At 31.8% G+C, this 25,260-nt stretch carries 27 protein-coding genes and 1 pseudogene; 16 read left to right on the top strand and 12 right to left on the bottom strand.

Going from position 1 to position 25,260, the window contains the following annotated elements:
- Positions 1–24 precede the first annotated feature (24 nt).
- The 5 genes from IP358_RS04435 to IP358_RS04415 all read left to right on the top strand — a co-directional run bounded on the left by IP358_RS04435 (position 25) and on the right by IP358_RS04415 (position 5,161).
- Complete coding sequence (locus IP358_RS04435) at positions 25–744, top strand: TrbM/KikA/MpfK family conjugal transfer protein (protein WP_006802379.1); 720 nt, start codon at positions 25–27, stop codon at positions 742–744.
- A 390-nt stretch (positions 745–1,134) separates the two neighbouring features.
- The gene (locus IP358_RS04430; protein ID WP_370525611.1) at positions 1,135–2,592 is read left to right on the top strand and encodes a hypothetical protein; all 1,458 of its coding nucleotides are present in this window, start codon (positions 1,135–1,137) and stop codon (positions 2,590–2,592) included.
- A 27-nt stretch (positions 2,593–2,619) separates the two neighbouring features.
- Positions 2,620–3,363 (top strand): hypothetical protein, encoded by a 744-nt coding sequence (locus IP358_RS04425; protein ID WP_006802378.1) that lies wholly within the window; start codon positions 2,620–2,622, stop codon positions 3,361–3,363.
- Positions 3,364–3,365: 2 nt separating this feature from the next.
- Positions 3,366–4,598, top strand: a complete 1,233-nt coding sequence (locus IP358_RS04420; protein ID WP_006802377.1) for a toprim domain-containing protein — start codon at positions 3,366–3,368, stop codon at positions 4,596–4,598.
- The gene (locus IP358_RS04415; RefSeq protein WP_006802376.1) at positions 4,580–5,161 is read left to right on the top strand and encodes a thermonuclease family protein; all 582 of its coding nucleotides are present in this window, start codon (positions 4,580–4,582) and stop codon (positions 5,159–5,161) included. Before IP358_RS04420 ends, IP358_RS04415 begins: the two co-directional genes overlap by 19 nt.
- Positions 5,162–5,364: 203 nt before the next feature.
- Here the strand turns inward: IP358_RS04415 and IP358_RS04410 are convergent, their stop codons facing one another.
- Positions 5,365–5,922 (bottom strand): hypothetical protein, encoded by a 558-nt coding sequence (locus IP358_RS04410; protein ID WP_006802375.1) that lies wholly within the window; start codon positions 5,920–5,922, stop codon positions 5,365–5,367.
- 334 nt (positions 5,923–6,256) lie between these two features.
- Between IP358_RS04410 and IP358_RS04405 the strand changes: the two genes are divergently transcribed.
- The 9 genes from IP358_RS04405 (at position 6,257) to IP358_RS04365 (ending at position 10,048) form a co-directional block, all read left to right on the top strand.
- Positions 6,257–6,541, top strand: coding sequence for a hypothetical protein (locus IP358_RS04405; RefSeq protein WP_006802374.1), 285 nt, complete (start codon positions 6,257–6,259; stop codon positions 6,539–6,541).
- 14 nt (positions 6,542–6,555) lie between these two features.
- Positions 6,556–7,026, top strand: a complete 471-nt coding sequence (locus tag IP358_RS04400) for a hypothetical protein (RefSeq protein ID WP_006802373.1) — start codon at positions 6,556–6,558, stop codon at positions 7,024–7,026.
- A 31-nt stretch (positions 7,027–7,057) separates the two neighbouring features.
- Positions 7,058–7,396 carry a hypothetical protein gene (locus IP358_RS04395; RefSeq protein ID WP_006802372.1) on the top strand — a complete coding sequence of 113 codons (339 nt, stop codon included), beginning with the start codon at positions 7,058–7,060 and terminating at the stop codon, positions 7,394–7,396.
- An 11-nt stretch (positions 7,397–7,407) separates the two neighbouring features.
- The gene (locus IP358_RS04390; protein ID WP_006802371.1) at positions 7,408–7,815 is read left to right on the top strand and encodes a protein kinase family protein; all 408 of its coding nucleotides are present in this window, start codon (positions 7,408–7,410) and stop codon (positions 7,813–7,815) included.
- Positions 7,815–8,171: a hypothetical protein gene (locus tag IP358_RS04385; protein WP_006802370.1), complete on the top strand. Its 357-nt coding sequence runs from the start codon at positions 7,815–7,817 to the stop codon at positions 8,169–8,171. The genes IP358_RS04390 and IP358_RS04385 overlap by 1 nt, the downstream gene beginning before the upstream one ends.
- Positions 8,158–8,493, top strand: a complete 336-nt coding sequence (locus IP358_RS04380; protein ID WP_040498502.1) for a hypothetical protein — start codon at positions 8,158–8,160, stop codon at positions 8,491–8,493. The genes IP358_RS04385 and IP358_RS04380 overlap by 14 nt, the downstream gene beginning before the upstream one ends.
- 27 nt (positions 8,494–8,520) lie before the next feature.
- Entirely contained in the window at positions 8,521–8,862 is a 342-nt protein-coding gene (locus IP358_RS04375; protein WP_006802368.1) for a hypothetical protein, read from the top strand.
- Between the two features lie 283 nt (positions 8,863–9,145).
- On the top strand, positions 9,146–9,712 hold the full coding sequence (locus IP358_RS04370; protein ID WP_006802367.1) for a P-loop NTPase family protein: 567 nt from the start codon (positions 9,146–9,148) through the stop codon (positions 9,710–9,712).
- An 81-nt stretch (positions 9,713–9,793) separates the two neighbouring features.
- Entirely contained in the window at positions 9,794–10,048 is a 255-nt protein-coding gene (locus IP358_RS04365; RefSeq protein WP_006802366.1) for a ribbon-helix-helix domain-containing protein, read from the top strand.
- Here IP358_RS04365 and IP358_RS04360 read toward each other — a convergent pair.
- Together IP358_RS04360 and IP358_RS04355 are read right to left on the bottom strand one after the other, a co-directional pair.
- Entirely contained in the window at positions 10,045–11,433 is a 1,389-nt protein-coding gene (locus IP358_RS04360) for a relaxase/mobilization nuclease domain-containing protein (RefSeq protein WP_006802365.1), read from the bottom strand. The two genes, IP358_RS04365 and IP358_RS04360, sit on opposite strands and share 4 nt — an antisense overlap.
- Positions 11,434–11,447: 14 nt before the next feature.
- Positions 11,448–12,431: a replication initiation protein gene (locus IP358_RS04355; protein ID WP_006802364.1), complete on the bottom strand. Its 984-nt coding sequence runs from the start codon at positions 12,429–12,431 to the stop codon at positions 11,448–11,450.
- A gap of 126 nt (positions 12,432–12,557) precedes the next feature.
- On the opposite strand from IP358_RS04355, the gene IP358_RS04350 reads away from it, so the two are divergent.
- On the top strand, positions 12,558–13,625 hold the full coding sequence (locus IP358_RS04350) for a tyrosine-type recombinase/integrase (RefSeq protein WP_006802363.1): 1,068 nt from the start codon (positions 12,558–12,560) through the stop codon (positions 13,623–13,625).
- A gap of 17 nt (positions 13,626–13,642) precedes the next feature.
- On the opposite strand, the gene feoB is transcribed toward IP358_RS04350, so the two are convergent.
- The 6 genes from feoB to guaA form a co-directional block, all read right to left on the bottom strand.
- Complete coding sequence (feoB, locus tag IP358_RS04345) at positions 13,643–15,760, bottom strand: ferrous iron transport protein B (protein ID WP_101312965.1); 2,118 nt, start codon at positions 15,758–15,760, stop codon at positions 13,643–13,645.
- Positions 15,760–15,987 (bottom strand): FeoA family protein, encoded by a 228-nt coding sequence (locus IP358_RS04340; RefSeq protein ID WP_006803325.1) that lies wholly within the window; start codon positions 15,985–15,987, stop codon positions 15,760–15,762. Before IP358_RS04340 ends, feoB begins: the two co-directional genes overlap by 1 nt.
- 76 nt (positions 15,988–16,063) lie before the next feature.
- Positions 16,064–16,414 (bottom strand): DNA methyltransferase, encoded by a 351-nt coding sequence (locus IP358_RS04335; RefSeq protein WP_370525610.1) that lies wholly within the window; start codon positions 16,412–16,414, stop codon positions 16,064–16,066.
- Between the two features lie 124 nt (positions 16,415–16,538).
- Entirely contained in the window at positions 16,539–17,189 is a 651-nt protein-coding gene (locus IP358_RS04330) for a hypothetical protein (protein ID WP_006802361.1), read from the bottom strand.
- A gap of 139 nt (positions 17,190–17,328) precedes the next feature.
- Positions 17,329–19,095, bottom strand: a complete 1,767-nt coding sequence (locus IP358_RS04325; protein WP_006802360.1) for a DUF262 domain-containing protein — start codon at positions 19,093–19,095, stop codon at positions 17,329–17,331.
- Between the two features lie 58 nt (positions 19,096–19,153).
- Positions 19,154–21,712, bottom strand: coding sequence for a glutamine-hydrolyzing GMP synthase (gene guaA, locus IP358_RS04320; protein WP_006802359.1), 2,559 nt, complete (start codon positions 21,710–21,712; stop codon positions 19,154–19,156).
- Between the two features lie 140 nt (positions 21,713–21,852).
- Between guaA and IP358_RS04315 the strand changes: the two genes are divergently transcribed.
- On the top strand, positions 21,853–22,299 hold the full coding sequence (locus IP358_RS04315) for a hypothetical protein (RefSeq protein WP_006802358.1): 447 nt from the start codon (positions 21,853–21,855) through the stop codon (positions 22,297–22,299).
- Between the two features lie 30 nt (positions 22,300–22,329).
- Here the strand turns inward: IP358_RS04315 and IP358_RS04305 are convergent.
- From IP358_RS04305 to IP358_RS04295, 3 genes and pseudogenes are all read right to left on the bottom strand, one after another.
- Positions 22,330–23,538, bottom strand: a pseudogene (locus IP358_RS04305) (MFS transporter).
- A gap of 11 nt (positions 23,539–23,549) precedes the next feature.
- Positions 23,550–24,917: an arsenic transporter gene (locus IP358_RS04300; RefSeq protein ID WP_040498501.1), complete on the bottom strand. Its 1,368-nt coding sequence runs from the start codon at positions 24,915–24,917 to the stop codon at positions 23,550–23,552.
- A 9-nt stretch (positions 24,918–24,926) separates the two neighbouring features.
- Entirely contained in the window at positions 24,927–25,247 is a 321-nt protein-coding gene (locus tag IP358_RS04295) for an ArsR/SmtB family transcription factor (protein ID WP_006802355.1), read from the bottom strand.
- Positions 25,248–25,260 lie beyond the last annotated feature (13 nt).

Here is a 25,260-nt window from a genome sequence, read left to right as displayed (position 1 = left end):
TAAAAATTTTACAAAGGAAAAATAATGAATAAAATAACAAAAAGTTTAACATTAGCACTAATCTTAGGATTTTCTAGCGTAAATGCAAATAATTTGCAACAATCACAAATTAATCTGCAGAATTTAAAAAGCAAAGAATTAACAGGAGATACCAAACTAGCGTGCGAAGCAATTCTTTGTTTAAGCACGGGCAATCCCCCTTCAGAATGTAACCCTTCATTAAGAAGATTCTATTCTATTAGTGCTAAAAAAATGGCAGATACCATAAGAAAGAGAAAAAGTTTTTTAAATTTATGTCCTGTTAATAATGCAAGTGATGATTTGGTTTTAAAAAATCTTACACAAGATATTTTACCAAGTGCAAACCCAGAGCAATGCAAACCTGAATATTTAAATCAACAGATACAAACAAAAACAAATAACTTACAAGGCATACAACAAGCAATGTTCTTTAGAGTCAATCCCAATCTGCCAAAACATTGCCAAGCACTTATTAATCACGCATACACAGATTATAAAATTCCAACTTATAAATGCAGTGGAGAATTTTACTCTAAATTAGAATGGAGTTTAAGCGCAAAACTTCAATCAATAGATTATGCAACTTTTAAAAAGCTTAACCATAATCAAAGTTATAAAATCTTTAATCAATGTAGATATGATGATACTTATTCAAATTGTAACGACCCATATAATCAATATTTTAAAAAGATTCCATTCACTAAAAAATGTTGGAGTTATTAAGGGATAAGGTAAAAAAGTATTTATCGCTAGGAAAAGAAAATTATGCAGTTTAAGCCGTTGAAAATTCTAAAATTTAAAACTACCACAAGGGCGACTAATCCTTGTGATAGAGGTTTAACGAAGTCGGTAACCTACTTTTTGAGATTAAATAAGATTTCTCTTATCTCCTCTCTAAAAAGTGTGATAATCACTGAGATTACCGAAATGAATAAAATGAATGAATCCATTATGGACTCCTATATGGTAAATTCCTCCCACACACCCAACCAAATAGCCAAAAAAAAAGCCCGACTGCAAAGAGCCGAGCTTTTACTTTACCACATAGGCGTCAAACCTTTTCTACCATTTAGTCAAAATGGATGAGCAGATTATAACACAAGGGAATACATAATGCAACATTCTACCCCCTCTCTTTTTAAAGATTATTGCGTATTTAATAAAGAGATGTTAAAAGATGAGTATTTAAAAGCTTTTCTTAATAACATTGATGATGAAAGATATTGTATCTTTTTAGAAAAAGATGATTTTATCAATAGCTTTCATCAATCCTTAACACTGCTCATAACTTCCAAAGAGCTTGTAGGATTTTTAGAAAATCTCTTAAAAACAAATTTGCATTTAAATTATAATCTTAGTTTTTATGAGTTTGAAAGCAAAGGAATAACTAGAAGCACTTATTTTTATATTCTAAAATACAATCCAAGCACAAAGGATATTTTCTTCTATGAGCAAATCATAGATTTGCAAAGAACAAAAGACAAAAAAGCCTTTGAATTTAGAAGAAAATGGCATAAACAAGCTTATATTTTAAAAGAGAATAAGATAATTATCTCTAAAAATAAAACAAATTTTATGAATTTTATGATAAGCAAATACGCAAGCACTCTTTTAAGTAATCCTCTTTTAAAAGAATTCCTCCTAAGTCAAATCAAAACACCCATTATCAAAGATATTAAATGCTTAGATGATGAAAGTTTAAATTATTTAAAAATTGATTTTGCACTTTTAAATGAAGTGCATAATATCCAAGAGCTTATGGAAAAGCTTTTTAAAAAAGAATTTGCATTTAATCTTAATAAGCTAGATATATTTGTGGCTTTATCTTTTATCCTTGCTTTAAATTTTATCCCAGCAAAGGAGCATAATAAGCTTTATCAATTTCTCATCAATAAGCATTTAACTAGCTATGAAAGAATAAAAAAATACATCAAAGAAACTTTTGAAAACAACGAAGCTTGGAAAAGCTCACAAAAAGATTTAATGCTATTAAGAGGACAAGCACCACTTGCTCTAATCTCTCATCAAAGAAAAAAATATCAAGGTCTTAATCTTTTAAAACTTTTTCTTGTGGATAAATTTGCTATATCCTTAACTCAAGGCACTATACAGCTCATAGAAGATTACACCAAACTTGTTTATTTGACAAAAGAGCTTATTAATCTTAATATCAAATCCTTAAAGCGTATGCAAAAAGAACACGACAGATTAGTTTTAATTTTAAATATAAAGCAAATCCCAAAGAGTAAAAAACTAAAGATTGATACTTCTTTTTTAGATTTAAAATTGCCAAAGAATTTTAAACTTTTGAAAAATGAAAAAGAATTGTATCTACAAGGAGAAAAGCATAAAAATTGTGTTTATACAAGAAAGCATAGAATTAATCAAGGATTAAGTGCCATTTATAATCTAAATCTAAAAGAAATAGACTACACACTAGAGCTAATTAAAAATAGAAAAAATCAATTTAGCATTTATGAGTTAAAAGAAAGGTTTAATCAAATGCCACCCAAAGAAATTTTTGATTATGTAAAAAAATTTTTAAGAGAAACCAATTGTGAAGCTTGTTGATACTAGAGATAAAATTAAGGTAAAATAATGGAAGAGAAAAAAGACTTTGAGAAAATGCTCCAAGAAGCAACAAGAAAGGAAAGGGACAATGAAAATAGAAATTCCAACACAACTCTCCAACAGCATTCCAGAGAAGATGATAATAGACTTAGTGGAAGCATTACCGACAGCAACAGAACAAGCCTTAAAGAAAGCACCACTTTGGATTTTGGAAGATATGCTATTTGTAGCAATGAAATCAAACAAACCAAAGGAAGTAGAGATTTTGAAAATAGAAATAGAAAAGAATCTCTTAGCACAGCAGAGAGCAGAGGAAGCCGAGCGGAGAGCAGAGAGAGCAGAGCAGAGAGCGAGAGAAGCCAAGATTTACAGACAGGAAGCCGAGCGGAGATTGCAAGTAGCGGAAGAATTCGCGAAGGAAGCCAAAGCACTAGAAATACGAGCCAAGAACTTCACAGCTTCAATGCGAGCGAAATATGGCGATATAATCTTCAAGAATCCGCAGAATTAGCACAAATCACTCAAGCACTAAATCAACAAAAGGGGAGCTTGATTTATCAAGCAGGTTTTTTCAAACAACAAGCTAAAGAGCTTTATGAACAATACAACTCTTATTACCCTAGTGCAAGAGAAGAAAAATTGAACTCTTTGATGAAACAATTTAATACACTTTTACAAAATGACGCTTTTAAAGACAATCCTTTAATGGCAGAAGATAGGAAAATGTTAGATTTTTTTATCAAAGAATTTACAAATGGTAAAAAGAAGTAGCAATGCAAGAAAAAAAGATAAATCCCTACATTACAAATAGAGAAATCATTAAATTACCTTTGCACGAAATTTTAATTAATAATGGATATAGTATTAAAAAAGACAAAACTTCAAGGAATTATATTGCTTTAACAAATAAAAATGGGGATTCTGTTTTAATTACGCAAAAAAGCAATGGCGATTATCTTTATTTTAATCCCAATGATGAGAAAGATAGGGGAAATATCTTTAATTTTGCTAAAAATCGTGGTGTTGCCTATGAAGTATTGCTTAATGCTGAAAAAAAGGAAATTAGCTATTCTTTTAATCCTAGCACACAAAAAGATGAAAGCGCAAAAGAAGAAGTTTTAAAGGAATATTTTGAAGCAGACACATTAAATTTAAAAGAAAATGTTTTTACTTTAAAACGCCTAATAGAATCAAGTATTTTAGAGAGATTTGCCAATGATACTTTAGGATTAAAAAACAAAAATCATAATATCTTATCGCCAACCTATACCATTAAAGACTCAAAATACTCCACTTTCATTCCTATAATTAGCGGTTATATTAAATATTTAAATGCACCTATACAAAAGAACTCCAAAAGCATTAAACAGCTTTGCTATGGAAATAAGGGCTTAGAAATGCTAAAAGAAAAGGACACAAAACTAAATACGCTTACAAGAGTAATTTTAACAGAATCAATGATTGATTCTTTATCCCTTTTTGAAATGCACCACAAAAATAATGAAAAAAACTTTTTATTATGTTCTACAAATGGAGTGCCTACACAATCTCAATTTAGAGTAATGGAGTTTTTAAATAAAAATTTACCTAAAGAAGCGCAAATCATCTTAGGTTTTGATAATGATGAAAAGGGACGAGAGTTTAGTAAAAAATGCTTAGAGTTTTTTAAAGGAAGAGAAGTTAGGCAAAGTATTCCTAGCTTTAAAGACTTTAATGATGATTTGTTTATTGCAAAAGCATTAAATATTCCTTTAAATAGCACTCTTTTAGAGATTAAAACAGAATTAAATGCAATAGCAAATACGATTAAAAGAATTAGGCAAACAGATAATTATCTAGAAAGCGCAAAAGATGAAAATTATAAAAGAGCAGAATTTTTATCGCATTCTCTCTTATTTTTAGAAAGAAAAATATCTTACAAAATACCTTATACAAACTACAAACAAGAAGCCATTAAATTTTTAAATCACTATCAGGAAATGAACAAATGCAATTCAAAAGACTAAATAATCTCTTACTTAGAAAACTCTCAAATAATCCTATAAAAAGTATTGCTAGTTTAGCAATCTTATCTCTTTTGGTATTCAACCAAGAAATCATTAATGATATTGATATTCAAAAAAACTATTCTGTGTTAGAAAATACCTTAACAAATTATTTGAAAACGCAAGAATTGCAGGGTAGAGTAGAAAAAATCATTGATGGTGATACTTTGCGTTTTTTAAGTGGCAAAGAAAGTTATATTATTAGGTTATATGGGATAGATGCCCCAGAGAAGAAACAAAGTTATGGCAAAGAAGCAACACTTGCTTTAAATAAAATGTGTCCTATCAATACAGAAGCAAAAATTATTGTAAAAGATGAAGACAAATATAAGCGCGCAATAGGGATTTTGGAATGCAATGCAAGAGATATTAATGCAGAAATGGTAAAAAATGGATTTGCTTGGGCTTATAGGGAATATAGCAGTGATTATGTGGAATATGAATTAATGGCTAAGTCTAAAAAAGTAGGGTTGTGGAATGCTAATAATCCTATAAAGCCTAGTGAATTTAGAAGAATGCAATAAAAATATTTAATAATATTTTAAATGATATAAAAAATTATTAAATATTTTAAATTGTTTAAAACATTTAATAATATTAAATATTGTTTTAAATTATAATAATTTAGTATTGTGAAGTTAGGTTTTAATAGGTTTGTTTATTTTTTTAAAGAATTGTAATTTGCGCTAGAAGCGCAAATTACAGGGCTAAAAGCCCTTTTAATGCTTCATTCTGCAGAGTTAAAGCACTCTAAAGCCTTTCTTAACTCATTATATTTGCAAATCTCTTCATACACATTAAGCCAAGAAATGAACCATAGTGGAGTTGCAGAATTATTTAGCCAATTAGAAATAGATTGTTTTGTAACTCCAAATTCTTCACACAAAAAATCTCTACTAAGTTTCAATTCCTTTATCTTTTTTGCATATTCATCTTTTGAATTATTTTTTTTATTTTCTGTTTTTTTTAACTTTGAATTATTTTTTTTATTTTCTGTTTTTTTTAACTCAAAATACTTTTCTAGTATTTTTTTTTCTTCTCTACATTTTTTTAATTTTTGGTAGATTTTTACATAAGAAATTGCATATTTTGGAATTGCTTTATTTGACCCCCAAGAATTATTGAAAGTTGTGTATGTTACACCTAGATTTTCGCAAAGTTCTTTTCTGGTTAGACCAGCTTTTTCTAGCTCGATTCCAAATTCTTTTTTGTTGATTAAATGCTCTCTAACAACACCTTTTTTTCTACCGCATTTTTTTCTTTCATTTTCAATTTCTGTTTGCACCTTTTATTCCTTTTGCCTAAAGTCAAAAGCAGAAAAACAAGCCTAAAGTCTTGTTTTTTATGATCTTTTGCGGGGACACCCCGCAACGCCCCGTATTGCTCGCTTACGCTCCGCAAAAAAGGGGAAAATGGCAGGGATTTTAAGCTGTTTTTGCGCTTTTTTTCTGTTTTGCATTATAGCATATTTTTCTAAAAAATATAGTATTTAGTGATTATTTTTTAAAAAAATATGTCAATAAATAGGGATTTATTATTATAAAATATTATATAAAATACTTGATTTATATAATAAAATATAGTATAATTACACAAATAAAAAAATAAAAGGATTGCAAATGAATTTAAGTTTTAAATTAGCAAAGGATTCTGATTTTATTGCGCAAACTTTAAAAGAAATCTTAAAGCCTTTGGAAGTTAAAAATATTGTGATTGAAAACAATACTAAAAATATTCTTAATATTATTTTTAGTTTAGAAAATGGTGCTAAAAAAACTTATGAAATTAGTAAAAAAGATTTGAGTTTAAATAGTATGCTTGTTTTGATTGCTGATTTTAATAAATTCTTTTCTAGTCAATATATTTTTAGTAAAAAATATATGCAAACAAATATTTTAATTTAAGGGAGAAAAAGAAAATGGCTACAAGGTCTTTTATTTTTTTTGCTGAAAAAGAGCCTACTTTGGATTTAAATGTAAAGGGCATTTATTGTCATTATGATGGCTACTTAGAGGGCGTTGGAAATAGACTTAAAAGAGATTACGATTCAGATAAAAAGGTTCGCAAGTTAATTGCTTTAGGTGGGATAAGGAGCTTAGAGAGAACGATAAACAAAACAAAAAGAGAAGTTATAGGTGATATAGGTGATAAGAATGCGACTTTGACTTGTTCTTTAAATATGTTTTTAAATCACTTCAAAAGCTTTGGTTATAGTGATATTGAATATATTTATTTAAGAATTGGCGGTAAATGGTTTTATTCTAGCAGGTGTTATTCTGGGGATTTTGACAAATTTATAGAGCTTAAAGACGATTTTATGAAACAGATAATGGCAGATTATAGAGAAAGAATAAAGCGTTTGGAAATGAAAATGGGTCGCGTTTCTTAACAGGTTACAAAATACTATAAAAGGAGCAAAAATGCAAAGAGTTAGTAAAAAAGCAATAAGAAATTTATGTGAGAGTTTGAAGCTTGATTTTATAGAAAATAAAGCTTTTTTAAAAAGGGGTGGGCAATTTATAGTGTATAAAGAGCCACAAGGCAGAATGCCACAATATAAAGACGCATTGTTTTTAAGCAATAGCCTAAAGAGTATCTTTTATTTCTTAGAAGCAAAATTAAAAGAAAAGCTAAGGAAAGAAACACAAAAAGAAGCGGATTTATATGTCAAGCAATATTTACAAAAAAGAGCTGAAGCAAAAGAGAGACAAAAAGCTTTTAAGCAGGGTAAAAACTATCAACCCTCTTTTATTTTTTAAGGGGGTGGCTAATGGATTTAAAGAAAATTGCACATAAAGTGGCTAAAGATTGTGGATTTTTAGAGGATTTGGAAATACTAGAGGCTATCTATACTAAAAAAGATTATCGTGAATTTTTAGATTTGTTGCGCGTTAATGGAGGTTTTAATCTTGATTGCGTGGAAGTGGAAAACAGATTTTCATCTGTTTTTAGAAGATTTAGAAGTTTCTTTATGCGTTGGGTGGAGAATGAAAGCTTTGAAATTGGGAGAGAATCATCATTAAGCTTTTTACAAAAGGATTTAAAGGTTTCTTTTTATGATTTTTTAGACAACATAAAAGAAGTAAAAGAAAAGATTGTGCAAGCCTTTATTTATTCTACATCTTCTTCTCTTTATGATTATTTTAGTGAGCGCAAAGAGTTAAAGGAGTTTTTATAATGGAAAAAACATTAAGAAAGCAAATAAAACAAGGAAAAATCACTTTTTACCCTGTTTTATTGAAGGTTAGTAAAAATTGCATTGTAAGGCATATTGAAATTTTTTTTAAAAATAACAAGGGAGAGTTTTATAAGTTGCCAAATGCTATTAAGAAAAAAATTACAGATAAAAAGCTCTCTAAAGATGGTTTAATCATTATAGAAGGGTATGGAATGGATATGCTTTGGTATTGTATGAAAAGATTGGAATCTGTCTTAAATATAGAAATAGATTCAATGAAATTTTGCGAGTATGAAAACTTAAATTTATTTGTAACAAATGAAATTTGCAAAAGGGGCTATTATGGAAAAGATTAAAGGTTATGAAATTATTGTTTTTTGTGATAATTATTGCGCGAATTCTTATAGGTTATTTTTAGCAGAAAATCTACAACAAGCTAAAAATTTTATTAAAAGTAAGCTGGCTAAAAGAAATGCTGAAATTAATTTTTTTAATAATGGCAATGGAGAGTTTGAAAAATATTTTGTGGATATTATAAAGAATGGAGAAAATGCCTTTAAAGATTTTAATGGATTTGATATAAGAGAAGTCTGGGTAGAGTCAAGCAACTTTTTTAAACATAATAAACAATATTTTTTTCAAACACAAAAAGATGAAATTTGCCAATTAAATTATTAAAGCATAATCAATAGGAAAGGAGTGAAAATGCAACACATACAAATCAACAGACAAAGAGCAAGTAAAAAGGCGGTTTTAAATCTTTGTGAAGCATTAGATTTAAATTTAAAAAGAAGTGTATATAAAGGACAGAAATTTAGACTTTATAATAAAAATCAATTAATGTTTTTTTCTGATTCCTTGCAAGAACTTTTTAATTATTTAAAATCTCAATTTAAAACACAACTCAACAAAGAATTTAAAAAGGTGAGAAAAGAAAATTTGCAAGAACAATTAGAATCCTTAAGCCTTTATTTTATTCTTGCAAAAAATGTTACAAGGAAAGAAAAAGAGAGTAAGTATTTTCAGCCCTCTTTTAAATTTGTGTAAAGGGGGGAACTAAATTTAAAATTTCACAATTAAAAATAATATTTAATGTTTTAAATATTATTAAATATTAAAAAATATTTTAAATTATAAAAAGGATTTATAATGCTTAAAAATACAAATAGGATTTTAAGTAGAGTTAATAAGGATTTTACTAAAAATGTTTTAAAGTTGGTAAGAATGGGCTAGGGGGAAGCCCTCCCTCCCTCCCCTTTAAGTAGTGGAGTAAAAAGCTTTACAAAAATGTAATAAAAAAGCAGGGCAAAGTTTATCTTAAAGGATACAAATGATAATTTCGTTAATTAATAAAAAAGGTGGTGTTGGAAAAACTTGTTTTGCATTTTCTCTTGCTAAAGATTTGGATTTATTTTTGCAAAGCAATGATTCTTCTATTGTGGAACAGATATATTCTAACAAGGCGCAAATATCAGTAAAGCCTAAGTTAATTGAAGATTGTGTGTATGATTTTGGGGGATTTGTGGATTCTGGAGTTTTAGAAATCATAAAGCATAGCGATTTTGTGATTATTCCTTGCACCGCTCTTTATAATTCAATTTTGCGGACAATAGAAACGATTGCAGAAGTTAAAAAGATGAATTTAAATATAATTGTTTTAATTACGGATTGGAACAATGAAGCGGACAAACAATATATTATAGAGATGCTAGATTCTAATTTTGCAGATTTAAATTACTTCTATTTTAAGCATTCTAAGATTTTAGAAAACGCTATGCGAACAGGAGCAAGCTTTACAGAGCTAACTAATGAAAATGGACTTAGCAGAATGAGCTATGCAATTTTTTACCAAGAATACGAAAGGTTATTAAATACAATAAAAAACAATTTAAAATAATTTTTATTATATTAAATTTTTTTAAATATTGTATAATATTATAAATTATTTTAAATATCAAAATCCAAACAAGGAAGAGAAATGGAGAAAAAAGCACTAAGCATTAAAGAAGCTTTAAAAAGTGGCATCATAGAACAAAGAACATTCCAAAAAGCAGAACAGAGTAGAGTGGGTAGAAAGAAAAAAGAAGAAAGCCAAAAGGCAAAGCATTCTATAACAATTTATTTAACACAAGAGCAAAAAGATTCCTTGCAGAACATAGCCGACAAAGAAAGTGAAACAATAGGTTACTTGTGTAAAAAAATCATCTTAAAGCACCTTAAAGAAAAATCTTAGCGACCAATTCCTTTTGGGCTAAAATTAAGAGTATCTATATTTTTCAAAGAATCCTTTTTAAGAGATTCTTGATAATTATAAATTAAAAATTTATCCTTGCTATCCATAGCTCTTATTTTTGCTAATCTTGCTTCTAAAACTCCGATTTGATTGGAAGAATCTTTTTTTAGAAAATCAGAGAGTTTTTTGAACTCTTTAATATGAAAAGAGCTAAAAATTTTGCCATTTTCATAAGCTTTTAACATCTTATTGTATTTTTCATTAATGGATTCCTCCACATACTTTATATTTCTGACAAGCTTATTATGATAATCAACATAATAAGAGTGTTTTTCACTGCTTATTTTCTTTAGAATCATTAAATTAGATACTAAATCCTGACGCGTTTTAACTAAATTAAACCCATTTGCTTCACAACCTAACACTTTTGAATCTATGGTAAATCGGTTAAGAATTAATTGAATGTTTTCATTAATAAATTTTTCTGCCATAAAAATATCTAGTTTTAAATCTCTTAAAAGCTGGTATTGCGATTTATTAAGCTTGTTTTTCTTGTAATCTTGTTCTAAAAATTCTACATATTTTTTCTTTTCTGCTAACTCCGCAAAGTCTTTTTTATAATCAAAATGATTTTTTCTTAACTCTAACTCCTTATGTTCTTTTTCAATTTCTTTTATGGTTTTCATCTCTGATAAAATGCGATTTTTAAGTAAATCTTTTTCTTTTTTAACTTTTTCCATTGCATTTTTTAGTTGCAAAAATGCTTCATAGTCTTTGAATTTGGCAGAATATGCTTTAGAGAAAAGCCCTTGAAACTCTTTATCTTTTATTTTCTTTTCCATATACAGATTTTTAATTTTTGCCCTTAAAACAACCTTTTTATTATTAAGCAAAATCTGTTTGTTTGAAATATCTGTGGATATATGGATTTTTTTATGCGTTTCTTTTATAATTTTTTCCTTAAGCTCTTTGTAATCTTTTTCACAACGAAACTTGTTGTGATAACTTAAACCCCTATAATTTAGCTCATCTTTAAAATCTTCCCTTATTTCATTAAAGAAATCTCTAATTTCAGTTTTATTTTTAAAATGAATTTTCTTTTGAGTGAGCATATTTGTTTTATTGATAATTATATGGATATGTGGCCTATTTTGATGTTTGTGTGTTACAGCAATATATTTATATAATGAAAAATGCTTTTGCATAACCATTTTTACAGATTCTTCTAACGCCTTTATATTGTTTTCACTTTTTATTTCTTTAATGGAGAATACCAAATGCCAAGATTCTTTTGTGGAATCTTTATTGGAAAAATCACTCCCCCATTCTTTTAAAATAGTTTTTGTATCTACAAGCTCCCCACGCTCATTAATTCCAAATCCCAACTCTGAATTTCTTATTATATAAGAAATTGAATTCTTTGTTCCCTTTTTATTGTTAAATCATTACCATTGATGTTTAGAATTTGTTTATTTCTAGCGTTAATTAGTGCTTTATTCTTTGGAACAAACTCAAATACAATAGCACTTACAACACCACCGCGACCCTTGCCTGAAACTTTTATTTTTTGATATGTTAAGTCCTTAAAATAGGGTATTCCATTATAATTATTAGAATTAAGTTTGGAAATACTTGGATTCAAAACACGCTTGCTAACATCTCTTTGTTCATAACTTTCTGGAATACACATAATATTTCTAAAAGACTCCCAATCTAACTTGCAATGTCCTAAATTTTCATATTGCTTTAAGATTCTATACAAATTTTTAGCATACTTAGAATCAATAGAGCAGAACTCTTTTAAATCAAATCTTGTATAATTTTTGAAAAGATTATTAATTAAGCAAGAAGCCTCTTCGCTAATTTTTACAAAAAATGTTTTAGAATCTTCATCAATATCAATCACAGAAAAGAAATTAATTACACTATATTTCCTTTTTTTATTAATGCCAACACTTTTATAGCCTTGCGCCTTTAAGGACATTAATTTATTAGAAAAAGAAACCAAAGATTCATAAAATCTGTTTCTGTTTGTGGTTTTGTGGTTATCATTTAACTCAACAAGCAATCTTACTTCTTCAAAGGTTAGCGATAAAGTCTTATCAAGCCTATTTTTAAAAATAAAACAAAGAGCAAAAAAGATATTAAAATCAATTTCATTAAATGCGGTAAAAACAATAGAATTTAAATCATTATGAAATTCCACCATAGGATTTTTAAATTCAGCTTCAGTGATTGTTTTTCCAATTTTTGAAAAATCTATCTCTTTTTTCCTTGTTTTTTTGCGTTTATCCTTAAGGATTTGAAATGTAGAATTTTCATTAGTTACATAATTCTTGCCAAATTCAGTAATATCGTTAAACAGAGCAGTGTTTTGTTGCATTTCAAGCACCTTTTAGAAAAGAAACAAAAAAGTTTGAAAATTATAGTTTTCAATACAAAAATGATAGATTTTTTGATACAATACGGATTTTTATTTATATTTAATAAACTTTAATAAAGGAATCCTATGCGTTATGCACTTGATTATTTTGATAATTTCAATAAAAACCTTTTGTTTTGGCTAGAACGATTTATTTATAGTAAAATCAATAGTCTGTCAAATCATCAAGTAAGAAACAAGGATGAGATTTTAAAGATTTTAGCAAGATTCCGTAAAGGATTTGATTCTATGGAATCTTTACAAGATACCTGCAAAGAATGTCGTAATATTGGCTTAATTGGTATTAACACTTATATTTTGCCACTAAGCAAACTCCATGAATATCTTACACAAATAGACTTGGAGAGCCTAAAAAATGTTGATGAAGAGCTTTTAAAAGAATTTTTGACAATCCACACAAGCTCATTATCGGATGCTACCAAAAAAAATTATCGTATGGCTTTATTGAATTTTTTTAGCTTTATTGATAAGCAAAATGAAGATGAACAAGGCACTTCGTATAATTTTCGCATTGAGCTTAAAAATTGGGGTGGGTTACGAGGAAAAAGCGGACAAAAACTACCTTCTTTTATGAATGAAAACGAAGTGCATCGCTTCATTGATGGAATCAATAATTTTACCTTCAAGCACCAAGATTTAGGGGCTAGAAATCGCTTAATACTAAAGATTATCATCTATACTGGAATTCGTGTTGGAGAAGCTTTAGGGTTAAAATTAAAGGATATTATGCAAGATGGGGAATTTTATCTCATACAAGTGCGCGGAAAGGGTAATAAACCGCGTGTTGTGATGCTAAAATCTAAAAATATTCACACTGATTTGCAACTTTGGAAAAGCACACGCGACACAATGCAAGCTGAAGAAGATTTGCTCTTTTGCAATCACAAAGGAAAAAAGCTAACACAAGCTTATATTAGCCGAATCGTGGAGCAAGTTTTGGTTGCAAATGGGATCAGAAAAGAAAAAAACGGCGCACATATGCTTCGCCACAGCTTTGCTACCCTACTCTACCAAAAAAGCCAGGATTTAGTGCTGGTGCAAGAGGCACTAGGACATGCAAGCCTAGATACTTCACGCATTTATATGCACTTTGACAAACAAAAACTAAAAAATACTACAGAGATTATGGATTAAAAACACCTTTGCTAAGGCTAGTTAAGCAAAGCCCTAGCGATAGCGCTACCAATCCAAGCGACAATATATGCTGTAATGCAAGTAAAGAAGAATAAATAAATAATATATTTAAACCCACCAGCTTCCTTACCAAATACAACAGTCGCTGCAAGACAAGGATTATAAATCATTATAAAAAGAATAAAAGCTACCGCATTTTGTAATGGAATCGCATTTTTAATCACTTCCATAAGGTTTTCACTCGTTTCATCAACTTCTCCACCAAGTGTGTATAACACTCCCATTGTAGAGATAACTACTTCCTTTGCTGCAAGCCCACTAAGTAAAGACACACTCATTTTCCAATCAAACCCAAGAGGCGCAAAAATAGGCTCTATCGCCTTTCCAGTAATTCCCAAATAACTATTTTCAATAAGTTGCTCTTCCAAAACAAGCTCAAGTTCCGCCCTACTCTCTCCATTTGTGGCAGCTTCAATCTTCTGCGCAAAGGATCTTTCAAGAGTTTCTTGTTTAGGATAAGTGCTTGCAAACCAAATTAAAATGGATGCAGCAAGAATAAAAGTTCCAGCTTTTTTAAGATACATTTTTGCTTTTGCTACGATAGAAAACCACACGAGATTCCAATTTGGCATACGATATTTTGGCATCTCCATTACAAAGGGCTCATCAGGTCCCCTAAAGGCAGTCAAACGCAGAATTTTTGCCATTATAAGTCCAATAATTGCCCCTAAAATATAGATTCCAAATAACCAATTTCCAGCTTCATTTATTGGAAAAAATGCGCCAACAAACAACACATACACAGGCAGTCTTGCTCCACAACTCATAAAATTAATAATAAAAAGCGTTAAGAGTCTGTCTTTTTGGCTTTTTAGTGTGCGTGTTGCCATAAAAGCTGGCACAGAACAACCAAAGCCAGTAACCAGCGGTATAAAACTCTTACCATGCAATCCAAATTTATGAAAAAATCCATCTAATAAATATGCAACGCGCGCCATATAACCAGTTGTTTCAAGTAGTGCAATCCCAAAAAATAGAATCACAATATTTGGCAAAAATAGCACAACTGCCCCAACTCCTCCGATAATTCCATCCGCCAGTAAAGAAGCAAGAGAAGGATTGCTAATATTTTCTTTAATGCCCTCCCCTAACCAGCCAAAAAAGCTTTCAATGAAATCCATAGGTAAGGCACCAAGTGTAAAAGTTAATTGAAAAAGTACCCACATAAAAAATAAGAAAATAGGAATCCCAGCATATTTGTGGATTAAAATTCTGTCAATACTGCTTGTATGGTTGCGTTTTGGGGTATTCTCATAATGCACAGATTCCGCAATTAAACCACTTACAAAGGCTTGCAAATCATTTAAGAAGATCTCTTGCGCACTTTGTGAGCCAAATACTGAATATAAAGTGTTTAATGAGCTTTGTAGGATTTTTGAAAGCTCCATCCAAATTGGCTTTTCGTGCAAAGTCTTAAACAAGTATTCATCTTGCTTAAGAAGCAATATTGCAATTTGGCGCATATTTAAGCCTAAAGATTCCACGCTTTTATCATTTTTTGCTTTTAAAAATTTTTCAAGGCGCAAAATTTCATTTTCAATCGCATCGCTATAAATACGCTTATTACTTTCTTGCTCTTGTCTGTAAAGCTCCACAACGCTATCAAGAAGAGTAGTTAGATTTTCTTTTGTGTGCGCGGAGATTTGCACGCAAGGGATACCAAGAAGTTCTTTTAATGTTTTGGTTCTAATATTAATCCCTTCATTGCGTGCTTCATCATTCATATTTAAGGCAAGAAGCATTTTTTTTTGCACATCAAGCAACTGTGTGCTAAGTTGCAAGTTGCGCTCTAAATTTGTAGAATCCACAACATTAACAATTACATCATATGCACCATTTTCTATAAATTCTCTTGTAATTTGTTCTTCTTTAGAATAGCCATAAAGAGAATAAGTTCCAGGGAGATCAATAATTTGAAGTGTATAGCCTTTATATTCTGTTTGTGCCTGAGCTTTTTCAATTGTTACTCCAGTGAAGTTACCTACTTTCATATTTGTATGGCACAAAGCATTAACCAAAAGGCTTTTACCTACATTTGGTTGCCCAATAAGAGCGATTTTAATGATTTTTTGCATTACTTTTCCTTCTCTATCAGAATAGATTCTGCTTCTTCAGCGCGCAATGCAATGCAACTTCTATCAATTTCTACTAAAATTGTAGAATTTCCTAGGGAGCTCTTAATCCGCTTTATATGCTTTGATTTCGCAATTCCAAAGCTAAATAATCTTTCACGCATTCTAGAATCTGCCTCAATGCACGCAATGATACCTTGTTCACCATTCTTTAAGGAATTTATTGTCATTTTAGAATCCTAAAAAATAAAAATAATTCTTAAAATTATAGCAATTCAAAGTTTATATTAGTATTAAAATCTATTATCATTTTAAGAGAATATTATTAATATTTTCACTTTCTTTTATCCATTGCTGATTAAGCTTTATGGCTTCAAAACTCTCATCAATGCCGATGAATTTTCTCCCTAAATTTAGGGCTTCTTGTAAAAATCTACCCCCACCACAAAAGCAATCCATAACCCTAGAATCCTCATTTGATGACATAGCGATAATACGCCTTAGCATTGCTCTATTTTTCTCGGTAGGATAGGCTGGATTTTGAGAGTCTTTAAACTCCCAAATATCTTGTATCTTTTTGCCTTTGCATTCATCTATATAAATTTTCTTGCGTGGATTATTATTTTTACTCCATTCAATTAGCCCTGCTTCTTGCAACTTGTCAAGCTCTTTTAGACTATACCTCCAATGTCTGCCATTAGGTGGTTTTATACCATTCCACTCTTGCCCACTCTCTCCATTTTGTGTAAAAAGCTCTAAAATCCAAAATGCTTAATAGTACCTAAAAGTTTATCTTTTGATTTTCTTTATTATTTCTTATCAAATATTCTTTTAAATAAGCTCTTGACTGCGAAAAATTAAATGTTTTAAATGGTTTATTGTTTTTCTGTAATCTTTCCAAAATTCCCGATATAGTTTCATATTTATTTAGGATTGTATTTACTGAAGCAAAATTATGTGCAGGTGGATTTTCACCTATATTTTCTCGTAGCTTTATAATTATTTCATCTAAAATATGAGTGTTTTTCAAATTTAAGCCCATATATATAATATTGATAATCTCAAAAAGCTCATTAGCTAATGCTGTCGACTGAACTTGCTTATCTTTTGGCATACCAGAAATATTGTCATTTACCACACTTAAATCATCATTAATTGTTTGTTTAAATGGATTAAAAAGTTTTATAGAATCAACAGGGATATTCAATATTTTTAATAATTGTTTCCCGCAAGAATAGCCAAGATAAAATATTTCTTTTCGTCCTGTATTTTTATGTATCGCACTAAATTGATAATACTTATCTACCAGTTCTCCACCACATTGATTGGGTTTCTTATCGCCATTGAGTAAAACGGTATATACCAATACTTTAACATCTCTATACTCTTTTATAAATTTTTGTTTTGCAGACTCACCTCTTAAAGATTGCATACTATACTCCTTATAAATATTTTAATATATTTCCAAAAAGCCTAGAATCCAACATTACATTTTCCAAGCTTCTTTGTGAAAAAAGAAACCCACTATCATATGGCTTTAATTGTCATTTTAGCAAAACAAATGCTGCAAATTATTTATTCAAAACTTCAATAAGTCTATCTAATAATAATTTTTCTCTTTCTTCTGCAAACTTGTCAAAATTTTCAAGCGATAAATCCACATCCGGAATTAAATGCTGATTTAAAAAGCTTTTTCTATCATCACCACAATTTTCACTTACCCACTGCTCCAAATTTTTACCTTGTTTAGCCATATTTTCATTAGCATCAAGCATTTGTAAATTTACCAAAGAATTATAATATTTAAAATCTTTCCATTTATAATCCTGTTCTTTTTCTGCTCGTTTTTTAGCTATTTTCTCATACTCCTTATACGCAGATTCTGGATGTAAATGGTCTTTATGAAAGTTATTATTTTTATAATCCAAATTTGGATAAAGTAAAGACAATACAGCAAAAGCTTCGGAACTATTTTTTTGATATGGCATTATATTGTCTTGCAAATATTCCCTATCTAAATTGTGAGTATATTTTGTTTCTTTTTCAATTTCTTGCCAAGGAAAATATTCTACTTCCCTATCAAAAAATACATCATTTTGCTTGAAATCTTTGATAAAAGCCTTGCGAGTGTTTGCCAATACCGTATCGCCACTTCCCCCAAATAATTTAAATATCGTGGCTCGAAGTAGCCATTTTTTAATAAGGTGTCTATTTTCTTTTTGTTTTACAGAATCTACAATACTATGAGTTAAATCTTTATGATAAATAAAATATAAAATAGGCAAAATTGCATTGTTTGATGAGAGTGTTTTTGCATCAAAGCCAAAACTTCTGAGTAGTCTAAAAGTTTCAATAAAGGCATTTTGAATAGTTTCCCATTTTTTCTCAATATCTTGGATAAAGTTTTTATCAAAACTATTGATTTGGAATTTAATAGAATTATGAAAGAGATACAAAAACCCTTTTAGCACCAAATCTTTTGAAATACTAAAATTTTCATTGATTCTATCCACAAGCTTATTGATTTCAGTTCTAGCATCAATCTTATTCCAATTCGCAATAGCAATACTAAATAAAATATCAGAATAATCAAGAGAAGTCCCACCCGAATTAATGCGTATAAAAATATTTACCGCCTTATCTGGATTTTGCTCTTCTTCTAAATAATAATTAATTAAAGCTTTATCAAATATTTTCTGATGAAATAATTCTAGTCTTTCCTCTTCATTCTCATCCAACTCAAATTCTTTTGCTATTTTTCTTACTCTGGCCGTCTCGTACTTATAAACTTCTTTGCATTTAAACCATTTTTGTCCTTGTTTATCGATATAAATACCTTTTTGTTCTGTAACCTTTCTATCAAGCCATAAAAACTCATATTCTACATTTTCATTTTTTGGCTTTTCGCTTTGAGTGAGATTGAAATAAAAATCACAGACCTTAAAATATCTATCATCATCTTCCCATTTATTATGGTTTTTATGAATATCATAATTTCCAAATAAAGCAAGATATAATGAAGTAAGCCTTTGTTGTCCATCAAGTACAGCATCAAAATCTTTATGATTTGAGGTATTAAAATAATCATTGTGCGTATGATATAATTCCCTATAGTATTCTAAAAATCTATAAAATTTCCACGCTGTCTTGCTTTCATCTTTAACACGCCACAATAACATTGAACTAATCGGATAATCTCTCATAAGAGAATCAAATAATTCCTCTATTTGCTCCGGATACCACTCATACTCTCTTTGAAATGCTGGCAATAAATACTCGTTTTCGTGTATTTTTTGCATCGCTTGATTGATTGTAATGGGTGATTGAAAACCTGCCATTGAAAACTCCTTTTGTCTATATTCCGAAGCACCTAAATTGTATCACAAAAATTACATTCTACTCCCACTCAATAGTCCCTGGGGGTTTTGAGGTGATGTCATAGACTACGCGGTTAATCCCTTTTACTTCGTTGATTATGCGATTTGAGACGGATTCTAAAAATGCGTGGGGTAAGTGTGAGAAACTTGCAGTCATTCCATCTTGTGCTTCTACTGCCCGGACGCAAATAGTATTATCATAAGTGCGGTTATCGCCCATTACGCCCACACTTCGCACATTTAAAAGCACACAAAATGCCTGCCACACGCTATCATACAAGCCCCATTTATGCAGCTCTTCTATGAAGATAGAATCCGCTTCTTTTAATAGCTCCAAATCCGTCGCATTCACCTCGCCCATAATGCGTATGGCAAGTCCGGGTCCGGGGAAAGGGTGTCGCATAAGCATAGATTCTGGCATTCCTAATTCTCTGCCTAACGCCCTTACCTCGTCCTTAAACAGCTCTCTTAAAGGCTCGATTAACTCAAACTTCATCCATTCAGGCAATCCACCGACATTATGGTGGCTTTTTATCGTTTTACTTGGACCTTTTACACTCACAGATTCAATCACATCAGGGTAGAGTGTGCCTTGTGCTAGGAATTTTATCTCGCCTTTTGTGTTGTGCTTTTTAGCTTCAGCTTCAAAGACTTCTATGAAGGTTTCGCCGATGATTTTGCGTTTCTTTTCCGGATCTGTTACGCCCTTTAATCGCCCTAAAAATAGCTCCCTAGCGTCCGCTACAATCAAAGGCACTTTTAGATTCTCTCTAAACATCGCTTCTACCGCTTCTCTCTCCCCCTTTCTTAAAAGCCCAGTATCGACAAAAACAGGGATAAGATTCTCCCCTATGGCACGATATAAAAGTGTGGCAACGACGGAGCTATCTACGCCCCCACTCACCGCACACAAAACTTTGGAAAATTCAGCTTTTTGCAAAGTTAAAATATGTCTTAAATCCATACAACCTGCCCTTAGAGGAATAAGATCCGGATAAAGTTTGCTAGATATATTACTATCATTTTTTGTAAAGCCCAAATGGGTATAAAACTCCAAAGCCCACTCAATACTTCCAACTTTAACACTCTCAAAATCCATCAAGTAGCGATCTAATGCTTCCCTAATCAATGCCTTACCAAGTCCTTTTTTAAAATATTTAGATGCAACAAAAAGCAATGTAATTTCGTCATTTTCCACTGCGACAAATCCCAACCATTCCCCATTTTTTTGTGCGATGCAGAGTTGCTCAGAAGCAATAATACTTTTTTCTATCTCTAGTTTCATACTCGCGATTTCTTTCTGTGTTAAATCATTATGAGTTACTTTTGCTCCACATTCCCAAATTTGAGTCAATATTTCTATGCTTTTTTTTGCCCCCATTTGATTAAACGCTTCATTCTTATTGATAAAACAAATATCTAAACCAAGCACTTTCTCACGCAATTTCACAATCTCGGCTTCCGCAAAATTCCGCATATTCCAGCTTGTATCCACCCCACAAATCCCCACAGCAAAGTTTTTTAGAATCTCCCCGCCACACTCACTATGCACCACTTCTGGATGAAACTGCAAAGCATATACTTGTCGTTTAAAATCAGCAATAGCACAATAATGCGTATTCCCACTTTTTGCCAGCTCCACAAATCCACTAGGCACAGACTCTACCTTATCCGCGTGGCTCATCCACACGATAGAATCTTGCTTCACATTATGAAATAAAATATTATGCGATTGCAAATTAGATTCTAACTCTTTACTAGAAACTTCTAAATGCACTATTGGAAAGTCCCTACCCTTGGAGTCTTTTTGGCTTACGCCTATTTCTCTAAAGCCAAGTTGCTGATAAAACCTAAGCCCTCTAGTATTCCCTGCATTACAATCCACAACGATATTATCATATTGTCTTAAAGAACGCACAAATACTTCACGCAAAAGCGCAATCCCCACTCCGCGCTTGAAAAATTTTGGATGAACAAAGAGCATTTCAATGCGATTATGCTCCACGCCTAAAAATCCTAAAAATGTCTCATCATCTGTAGCAACGAGTGTATTTTCTGAAGTCTTTAAAAGCTCACTTACTTCAGGTTTAAGTGCAACAATATCATTTTCTCTTAAAAAATCATGACTATCTCTTACAGAATCCTCCCATAAACTCACAAGCGCTTCTAAAGCTTGAGGCATTGATTTGTGGTTAAATTCACTAAAAGTCAAACTCTCTTCTAGATTTAAAATTTCAAGCACCGCCTTGCCAAACTCTTGCGCTTCCGCCCTTACCACACTTCCTCCAAAAAAATGCGCGATATACTGCATGCCATAGCAAATTCCAAGCACAGGCACACCCAAATCAAACACCGCAGAATCTGGCTTATAAGCCCCTTCTGCATACACACTTGCAGGTCCGCCACTAAGAATTATGCCCTTAGGGTTTTTTGCTTTTATGGAATCTATTTTTTCAAAATAAGGCACAATCTCGGTATAAACCCCATATTCACGAAGTCTTCTAGCAATTAATTGTGTATATTGTGAACCAAAATCCAAAACCAAAATTTCCACATTGTGCAAAAAATCTTGTTGCATAAAATACCCTTTAAAAGAATTGAAACTATTTCTGTAAAATAGGCTTGGATTCTAGCAAAAACTAGCTTAACATTTTGGCTATTACATTTTAAAATGATTTTATGTATAATCAAAAATTATTTTTTTAAAAAAGGATATTAATGAGAGGGAAAGTCTTAGGAATTGGAATGATTAGTGGGGATGACGGCAATCGCTATAACTTTGAACCAAGCGATATTGCAAACTTAGGAAAACGCACATTGGATAGTTTGATAGGCTGTGAAGTAGATTTTCAAATACAGGAAAATAAGGCAAGTAGTATTTTTATCATAAAAAGAAACGGAAGTATTGATGATGTGGTTAATGGAAACAATGGTATTGTAGCCTTGCTTATCACTTTCTTTTTTGGTCCATTTGGTGCGTTTTTCTCGTGGTGGCTACTTGCTAAATGGGGACTTGCAAAAAGCTTATTCTATTCTATTGGATACTTCTTAGCACTTGTAATCTCTGGATTTCTTTGTTTATTAATCATTGGATATATTCTCATACCTGCTGTATATATCATAATGTGCATTCATGTATATAAAGCTGCTAAATTACAAGAATAAAGTTGGAATCCATTTTGGATCCCAACTAAGTTAATTTACTCTCCACTCTACTATTCTGTATAAAATCCCAAAACCTGTAATCCAAATCAAAAGCCCACAAGCCGCTACAAAAGCCAACACCAAATACGCATAAAAATAGCCAAAATACTGCGCGACAAATCCTCCCAAACTTCCGCTCAAAGCCCCTCCAATCCCACCAAATGTCATTACACAAGCAAAAGCAGCGTTAATATGCCCACTCCCACGCATAAGCATAGCCACCAAAAGTGGCAAAATCACACCAACAATCCCAGCCCCCACACCATCTAGAATCTACACAATCACCATTCCAGCAATTCCTTCAAAATGTGCCGCCACACCACCACGCACGATAAGTTCAAAAAGTGCAATTCCCATAAGATAAGCATATATGCTAGAGAAATGTGGAATGCCTTTTGTCTGCAACAATCGCATACATAATAAAGAGATTCCAATCATCGTGCATTGTGCGATAAGAATCGTAGCCGCCGCATACGCACCACTAGAATCTACCCCAAGCGTGTGCGCTCTTTGACTAAGCAACGGGAGCATATAGGCATTACTTAAATGAAAGCAAAACACTACCACACCTAAAAGCAGCACCCTAACATCGCTTAGGGCTTTCCATAATGGAATCTCTGTGCTATCTTCTCTCCCACAAGCCACTGCGTGATTAATCTGTGAGCTTCTAAGCAGTGCTAAAAATATTAAGGCAAGCACGCCCATCAAAGCAGTAATGACAAAAATCGCTCCAATCCCATAATACAACGCAAATACAAAACTAAGCCCTGCGCTAAAAGCCGTCCCAGCGTGTTTATACGCTTCATTGAGACTCACTTGCTTACTATACCCATTTTGCCCCACAATCCCAAGCGTAATGGCACTAAAAGCGGGAGCAAGACACACGCCACACAATGCAATGGTAATTTGTGCCATAAGCGTGAAGGCAAAATGCGGATAAAAATAATTCGCCCCTGTTGCTAGGACAATCCCCACAATACATAACGCAATAATCCCACGCTTAAAATGCGTTTTATCAATAAAGATTCCAAGTGGAATCCCAAAGATTAACGCACACAAAGATGCACTTGTAACAATTAGCCCGATATGAGATTCTCCAAACTGATACTCTTTTAAAAACACACCAAGATAAGGACCAAGCCCATCTCTCACATCAGCGATAAAAAAATTTAACCAAGCAAGAGCAGAAAAAGCATTCATATTTCCCCATTTCATAACACAGCATAAACCACAAGCCCACAAAGCCCCATACACAGCATAAAAGGCACAATAAGCATTGCCACTAGCATATACCGCCAAAAGCTAATATAAATGCCATATCGTTTAAGACTAAAAAGCCAAAGCAGTGTAGCAAGTGAGCCAATGGGCGTGAGCTTTGCCCCAACATTACAGCCGAGTAGATGAGCGTAAATTAGCAACTCCCTAGAGCTAGAATCTAACCCCACAAAGTCGCCTAAAGCAAGATTCCCAAGCATTACCATAGGCAGATTATTAATAAGGCTTGAGCCAAGTGAGCTAATCGCACCAACGCTAAAGATTTGTGTGAGAGTGTGTGTAGAAAAACTATCGCTTAGAGAATCATCAAGGAAAAACGCAAAAATATCACGCATAAAAGAGCTTGTAGAATGCAGTCCAAACACCACGATAAAAAGCCCTAAAGAAAATACCACAATCCCAAAGGGCGAAGCCTTAAGACAGGGCAGAATCTCAATTCTTTTATACGCAAGAATAAGGCTAAGAGCCGCACATAAAAGCGTGAAAGAAGAAAGCGGGAGAGAAAAAGTATTTGCTATAAAAATCCCGCATAAAAGCAAGAAAAGCAGGGCAAAACAGATGATAATCACGCTTTTTTGGGGCATTGTGCTAGATTCTATCGCGTGAGATTCCGCATTTGGAATCTTAACCCTTAAGATTCTAGGCAATCTCTTACGCACAAGGATAAAAAAGCAAAGACTAGCAATGATGATAAAAATTTGTGGCAGTGCCATCACCTTGCTAAAATCTAGGGCATTAAGATTAAAAAAATGCAAGGCAATGATATTTGTGAGATTTGAAATCACAAAGGTATTTGAAGCAAAATCACTTACAAAACTCACAATAAGCAGGAAAATCACAAGTGGGGTTAGAATCTGCGTTGAATTTTTAGAATCTAGCTTAGATTCCATATCTTTAGAATCTAGCTTGCCAAAAAGGGCGATGATGAGTGGTGTTAGGATTAAAATTGCACCATCATTGGCAAAAAATGCCCCCAAAAATCCCCCAAAAAGCACAATAAACACATAAAATTTAAGACTAGAAATGCCCCCGCACTCCCCCTTTTCACTTAAAAATCTTAGAATCTTATAGGCTAAAAAGTCAAAAAATAAGAGCTTTTCAAGCACAATGCAAAAGATGATGAGACCAACAAGTGTGAGTGTGCTATCCCATACCATATTCCATACAAATGCCACATCAGCAAAACCTACAACCCCAAACCCCAAGCAAAGCAACGCCCCAAGAGAGCTATACACCCACAAAGGCAACTTAAAAGGGCGGATATAAATGCAAAGCAAAGTCAATATAAAAATAAGAAATGCCATAAATTAGCCTTATTGAGAGATTTTACACGAAATACGCACTAATGGCGGTATGTCTATTTGCAAATGATCTAATTCTTGCAGCAGGGACGCACACAAAGGGCGTAAATCCTTTTTGATTCCATAATACGCCCAAGTCCCCTTACGCACAAACTCCAAAAATCCCGCTTCTTTAAGAATCTTTAAATGTCTTGAGAGCCTTGATTGAATCATATTGAGAGAATGCTGCAAATCACACACGCAAAGCATATCTTCTTGTGCCTTTAAAAAGATAAGAATTTCAAGGCGGCTTCTATCGTTTAAAGCCTGCATAACTCGCAAAAAATCTTCCATTATATTCTCCTTA

The sequence above is a fragment of the Helicobacter winghamensis ATCC BAA-430 genome, from assembly GCF_028751035.1.
In the GTDB taxonomy this organism is placed as follows: Bacteria; Campylobacterota; Campylobacteria; order Campylobacterales; family Helicobacteraceae; genus Helicobacter_D; species Helicobacter_D winghamensis.
This window is presented reverse-complemented; position numbering and strand designations above follow the sequence as displayed.

What these genes read in the sequence shown, in the direction of transcription:
- IP358_RS04295 (WP_006802355.1), bottom strand. Translation starts at nt 25,247, where the DNA reads ATGGAAGATTTTTTGCGAGTTATGCAGGCTTTAAACGATAGAAGCCGC.
- IP358_RS04300 (WP_040498501.1), bottom strand. Translation starts at nt 24,917, where the DNA reads ATGGCATTTCTTATTTTTATATTGACTTTGCTTTGCATTTATATCCGC.
- IP358_RS04385 (WP_006802370.1), top strand. Translation starts at nt 7,815, where the DNA reads ATGGAAAAAACATTAAGAAAGCAAATAAAACAAGGAAAAATCACTTTT.
- IP358_RS04340 (WP_006803325.1), bottom strand. Translation starts at nt 15,987, where the DNA reads ATGACAATAAATTCCTTAAAGAATGGTGAACAAGGTATCATTGCGTGC.
- IP358_RS04390 (WP_006802371.1), top strand. Translation starts at nt 7,408, where the DNA reads ATGGATTTAAAGAAAATTGCACATAAAGTGGCTAAAGATTGTGGATTT.
- IP358_RS04350 (WP_006802363.1), top strand. Translation starts at nt 12,558, where the DNA reads ATGCGTTATGCACTTGATTATTTTGATAATTTCAATAAAAACCTTTTG.
- IP358_RS04435 (WP_006802379.1), top strand. Translation starts at nt 25, where the DNA reads ATGAATAAAATAACAAAAAGTTTAACATTAGCACTAATCTTAGGATTT.
- IP358_RS04415 (WP_006802376.1), top strand. Translation starts at nt 4,580, where the DNA reads ATGCAATTCAAAAGACTAAATAATCTCTTACTTAGAAAACTCTCAAAT.
- IP358_RS04355 (WP_006802364.1), bottom strand. Translation starts at nt 12,431, where the DNA reads ATGCAACAAAACACTGCTCTGTTTAACGATATTACTGAATTTGGCAAG.
- guaA (WP_006802359.1), bottom strand. Translation starts at nt 21,712, where the DNA reads ATGCAACAAGATTTTTTGCACAATGTGGAAATTTTGGTTTTGGATTTT.
- IP358_RS04405 (WP_006802374.1), top strand. Translation starts at nt 6,257, where the DNA reads ATGAATTTAAGTTTTAAATTAGCAAAGGATTCTGATTTTATTGCGCAA.
- IP358_RS04400 (WP_006802373.1), top strand. Translation starts at nt 6,556, where the DNA reads ATGGCTACAAGGTCTTTTATTTTTTTTGCTGAAAAAGAGCCTACTTTG.
- IP358_RS04370 (WP_006802367.1), top strand. Translation starts at nt 9,146, where the DNA reads ATGATAATTTCGTTAATTAATAAAAAAGGTGGTGTTGGAAAAACTTGT.
- IP358_RS04425 (WP_006802378.1), top strand. Translation starts at nt 2,620, where the DNA reads ATGGAAGAGAAAAAAGACTTTGAGAAAATGCTCCAAGAAGCAACAAGA.
- IP358_RS04315 (WP_006802358.1), top strand. Translation starts at nt 21,853, where the DNA reads ATGAGAGGGAAAGTCTTAGGAATTGGAATGATTAGTGGGGATGACGGC.
- IP358_RS04375 (WP_006802368.1), top strand. Translation starts at nt 8,521, where the DNA reads ATGCAACACATACAAATCAACAGACAAAGAGCAAGTAAAAAGGCGGTT.
- IP358_RS04325 (WP_006802360.1), bottom strand. Translation starts at nt 19,095, where the DNA reads ATGGCAGGTTTTCAATCACCCATTACAATCAATCAAGCGATGCAAAAA.
- feoB (WP_101312965.1), bottom strand. Translation starts at nt 15,760, where the DNA reads ATGCAAAAAATCATTAAAATCGCTCTTATTGGGCAACCAAATGTAGGT.
- IP358_RS04420 (WP_006802377.1), top strand. Translation starts at nt 3,366, where the DNA reads ATGCAAGAAAAAAAGATAAATCCCTACATTACAAATAGAGAAATCATT.
- IP358_RS04430 (WP_370525611.1), top strand. Translation starts at nt 1,135, where the DNA reads ATGCAACATTCTACCCCCTCTCTTTTTAAAGATTATTGCGTATTTAAT.
- IP358_RS04365 (WP_006802366.1), top strand. Translation starts at nt 9,794, where the DNA reads ATGGAGAAAAAAGCACTAAGCATTAAAGAAGCTTTAAAAAGTGGCATC.
- IP358_RS04380 (WP_040498502.1), top strand. Translation starts at nt 8,158, where the DNA reads ATGGAAAAGATTAAAGGTTATGAAATTATTGTTTTTTGTGATAATTAT.
- IP358_RS04395 (WP_006802372.1), top strand. Translation starts at nt 7,058, where the DNA reads ATGCAAAGAGTTAGTAAAAAAGCAATAAGAAATTTATGTGAGAGTTTG.
- IP358_RS04330 (WP_006802361.1), bottom strand. Translation starts at nt 17,189, where the DNA reads ATGCAATCTTTAAGAGGTGAGTCTGCAAAACAAAAATTTATAAAAGAG.